This is a genomic window from Dietzia sp. Cai40 (genome assembly GCF_014145165.1).
GTDB lineage: Bacteria > Actinomycetota > Actinomycetes > Mycobacteriales > Mycobacteriaceae > Dietzia > Dietzia natronolimnaea.
This window is the reverse complement of the sequence record NZ_JAALEB010000309.1, coordinates 1-4,030: the sequence shown is the minus strand read 5'-3', so window position 1 is coordinate 4,030 and position 4,030 is coordinate 1. Positions and strand designations below refer to the sequence as shown.

At 71.4% G+C, this 4,030-nt stretch carries 3 protein-coding genes and 2 pseudogenes; 1 reads left to right on the top strand and 4 read right to left on the bottom strand.

What is annotated here, in order from left to right:
- The 4 genes and pseudogenes from G6022_RS11960 to G6022_RS11945 form a co-directional block, all read right to left on the bottom strand.
- Positions 1–322 (bottom strand): annotated as a pseudogene (locus G6022_RS11960) (hypothetical protein); the annotation flags it as partial.
- A 106-nt stretch (positions 323–428) separates the two neighbouring features.
- Positions 429–1,709, bottom strand: a complete 1,281-nt coding sequence (locus G6022_RS11955; RefSeq protein ID WP_182639443.1) for a glycosyltransferase 87 family protein — start codon at positions 1,707–1,709, stop codon at positions 429–431.
- The gene (locus tag G6022_RS11950) at positions 1,706–3,229 is read right to left on the bottom strand and encodes a CCA tRNA nucleotidyltransferase (protein WP_182639444.1); all 1,524 of its coding nucleotides are present in this window, start codon (positions 3,227–3,229) and stop codon (positions 1,706–1,708) included. Before G6022_RS11950 ends, G6022_RS11955 begins: the two co-directional genes overlap by 4 nt.
- Before the next feature lie 70 nt (positions 3,230–3,299).
- Complete coding sequence (locus G6022_RS11945) at positions 3,300–3,632, bottom strand: antibiotic biosynthesis monooxygenase (protein WP_179523994.1); 333 nt, start codon at positions 3,630–3,632, stop codon at positions 3,300–3,302.
- Between the two features lie 109 nt (positions 3,633–3,741).
- On the opposite strand from G6022_RS11945, the pseudogene G6022_RS16715 reads away from it, so the two are divergent.
- Positions 3,742–4,030 (top strand): annotated as a pseudogene (locus G6022_RS16715) (hypothetical protein); the annotation flags it as partial.

The following is a 4,030-nucleotide window of genomic DNA, read 5'->3' as shown; positions in this document are numbered from 1 at the left end:
CCGAGCCACCACCGGCGGAGCCCGCGCCGAGCGAGCCCGCCCCCACGGACCCCGCCGCCAGGGCACCGGCCCCACCCGCGAAGACGTTCCACACCCCGCGGCCGCCCGCGTCCGAGTAGACCGCCTGGGCATCAGTACCCACATCGGTCACCACGCGGTCGGCGACCCCGTCGAGGTCCGAGTCCCACAGTGCGTCGTCGGCGTACCCGTCGCCGTCGAAATCCAGCCACAGCGCGTCCGCGGCACCGGTCCCGAGGGTGAGTTCAGGCGCACCCTGCCATTGCGTCGGCTCACCGACGCCGTCTCCGAAGAAGTAGTCCATGCCCGGAATGGTGTCGCGGACGGCCGGGCCGGACCAGTGCCGAGCGGCAATCTGTGGACAACCGATCCGCTCTCCACAGAACCGCCCCTGACCTTGACGGACTCGGTCAGCGGGTGCCGCCGCGCACGAGGAGCGCCGGCGTGTCCGGATCGCCGTACCGGTCGGGGTCGCCGAGCCGAGCGGCCCGGATGCCGACGACGACGAGGAAGGCCACCGCCCAGACGAGGTAGGCGTCACCCACCAGGTGCTGGATCGGCCCCCACGCGAGCTCACGCCCCTCGTCGTGGGGGAACCACCACTGCGGTGTGGTCAGGAAGACCACGATGCCGGACCCGGCCAGGACGAGCCAGCCGCGCTCGTCGTCGTCGTCCCTCCCGGCGGCGCGTGCCGCCCACACCACCGTGAGCACGACGGCCGGCACGGACCACACCCAGTGGTGTCCCCAGGACACCGGCGAGCAGAACAGGGCGACGAACCCCACCGCGACCGCGGCGGCGACCTCGTGGCCGCGACGCAGCAACCGCCACGCCACCCAGGCGATACCGAGTCCCACCAGGGCGGACACCACGAACCACGCCACCGTCGCCGCCGTGTCCTCCAGACCCAGGCGGTGCACGAGCCCGTTGACCGACTGATTGGACGTGAAGGACAACCCGCCGATACGGGCGGGATCCCGGATGGCGAACGACCAGTAGCGGGCCGAATCGTCCGGGGTCAACAGGTGTCCGATGCCGGTGAAGGCCAGGGCGGCGAGGACCGCCGTCCCCAGGCCCCGCCAGTCGCGACGCAGCGCGAAGTACAGCAGGAACACCGCGGGGGTGAGCTTGATCGCCATCGCAAGACCGGTGAGGCTCCCACCCCACCAGCGGCCCCGGCCGCGGATGACGTCGACCAACACCAACGCCATGAGGAACACGTTGACCTGACCGAACCCGATCGTCTCCCGCACCGGGCCGAACCACAGCGCCACGGCCATCACGGCGACCGTGATCCACCACAGTTCACGGTGGGGGCGGTCACAGGTGCGCGTGAGGACGAGCTGCACCACGTAGGCGAGCACCGCGATGGTGGCCAGCGTGATGATGACCGACGCCGCCGCCAGCGGGACGAGGGTGAACAGGGAGAAGATCTGGGCTGCCAGCGGGGGGTAGGTGAAGGGCAGGTCGGCGCCCTCCGCCAGCCGGGGGAGCTCGCCGTAGAGCTCGCCTCCGTCGCGGAAGACCTGCCCGCCGACGCGGTACACGTCCAGGTCGATGCGGTACGGGGGGAGCTGCTGGAGGCCCGGGATGCCGACCGTGTGGAGGATCGTGCCGAGCAGCGCCAGGAAGGCCGCCACGGCCCTGCCCGCGGTCGAGGCGAGATAGCGGTCGACCGCGCCGCCGATCACGCCGGGTCGCCGTTCTCCGGGCGGTCGTTCCGCCCGGCCCACCAGCGGAGGAGTTCGGCCTCCGCCTCGTCACGGTCCAGCGGGCCGCGATCCAGGCGAAGCTCCTTGAGGAACGCCCAGGCGCGGCCGACGTCGGGCCCGGGCTTGAGGTCGAGCAGCGTCATGATCTCGTTGCCGTCGAGATCCGGCCGGACCCGGGCCAGGTCCTCCTTCTCCTCGATCTCGGCGATGCGGTGCTCCAGGGAGTCGTAGCTGGCCTGGAGCCTGGCCGCGCGTCGCTTGTTCCTGGTGGTGCAGTCCGCCCGGACCAGCCGATGGAGGCGGGGGAGCAGATCGCCCGCGTCGGAGACGTACCGGCGGACGGCCGAGTCGGACCACTGCCCCTCGCCGTACCCGTGGAAGCGCAGGTGGAGGAAGACCAGTCCCGAGACGTCCTCGATCATCTGTTTGGAGTACTTGAGGGCGCGCATCCGCTTGCGCACCATCTTGGCGCCCACCACCTCGTGGTGGTGGAACGTCACACCGCCGCCGGGTTTGGCCGCACGCGTGGCGGGCTTGCCCACGTCGTGCAGCAGCGCCGCCCAGCGCAGCACCAGGTCCGGCCCCTCGGGCTCCAGGTCGATGGCCTGCTTGAGGACGGTGAGCGAATGCCAGTACACGTCCTTGTGCTGCATGTGCTCGTCGCGCTCCAGCTTCATCCCCGGCACCTCGGGGAGCACGCGGTCGGCCAGTCCGGCCTCACACAGCATGTTGATCCCGTCGATCGGGTAGTCGCCGAGGATGGTCTTGTCCAGCTCGGCGCGGACCCGTTCGACGGTGATCCTGTCGATCTCGGCGGTCATCTCCGTCATCGCCCGGAACACCCGCGGCGCGAGGGAGAAGCCCAGCTGGGAGACGAACCGGCAGGCGCGCAGCATGCGCAGCGGATCATCGGAGAACGACTGCTCCGGGGCGGCAGGGGTGTCCAGCACCCCGGCGAGCAGAGCGTCCATCCCGTCGAGCGGGTCGCAGAACTCGTGACGCCCGTCGGGGTGCAGGCGCACCGCCATGGCGTTGACCGTGAAGTCGCGGCGGACCAGGTCGCCCTCGAGGGTGTCGCCGAAGACCACCTCGGGGTTCCGGGTCACCCCGTCGTAGGAGTCCGCGCGGTACGTGGTGATCTCGATCTGCTGCTCGATACCGGAGGCGTCGCGCTTGACCGCCGAGAGGGTGCCGAACTCGATCCCGGTGTCCCACACGGTGTCCGCGTAGGACTCGAGGATGCCGCGGACCGTGTCGGGTCGCGCGTCGGTGGTGAAGTCCAGGTCGGTGCCGAGTCGACCGAGGAGGGCGTCGCGCACACTTCCGCCGACCAGGTAGAGCTCGTGGCCGGCCTCGCCGAACGCGGCCGCGAGAGGGGCCACCACGTCCGCGTGGTCGTTGAGAGTCGTCTGGGCGCCCGCCAGGAGCCGCACCCGCCGCGCCTCGTACTCCGCCGGATCGGGCGGGGTCCCCGGTCCGTCCTGCAGTCCGGAGAACACCGCCGCGTCGTGGCGGTCCGATGAGGCGCGCGGGTCTGGGTGGGGGTTGCGGGCTGTCACAGCGGAGACCTTACCGAGTCGGTCCGGCCACCTTGGACCACAGCGGCTCCACGGCCTCGACCTCCGGGGGGCCGGTCAACAGGTCACCCGACTCCTCCAGGTACGCCAGGTACGCGGGGTTTCCGAGGAACTCCTGTGCCGCGGCGGCGTCGCGGTACTGCTGGAACACCAGCAGGACGTCGGGGTCGGCGTGGGACGCGCAGAACACGTACGCCCGGTGCCCGTCGTTCGCCTGCACCGCGTCCGGCATGTGCCGGCGCCACACCTCGACCAGCTCGTCCCGCCGCCCCGGCTTGGCCCGGTGACGGAGGACCAGGGCGTGGCCTGCGGATCCTGAGCTCATGTCGCGGACTCTAGCCGTGGCCCACCCGCCGACACCTGACCTGACCGTATCCGCGGGCGGCACGCCGACGATTTACGGAACACGCGACACCGGCCGGTAGCATCGATGGGTGTCCGAAGCCGAACGCCCCGTCGAACCGCGCGCTAACCCGCCGCGGCGGCGTCGTGCACGGCGGGCCGCCGGATCCGTGACGCCCACCTCGGATTCCGCTGGTCAGGGCTCCGAGCGCAGCTCCGGCCAGCGCTCCGACGGCCAGCGGACCGCGCAGGGACAGGACAAGCCCCAGCACCACCGGAGCAGCCAGGGCGGCCAGGGCCAGAAGTCCGGCAGATCCGGTCAACCCGCGCAGTCGGGCCAATCGGGCCAGTCGGGCCGGCCCGCGCAGTCAGGCCAGTCAG

What these genes read in the sequence shown, in the direction of transcription:
- G6022_RS11945 (WP_179523994.1), bottom strand. Translation starts at nt 3,632, where the DNA reads ATGAGCTCAGGATCCGCAGGCCACGCCCTGGTCCTCCGTCACCGGGCC.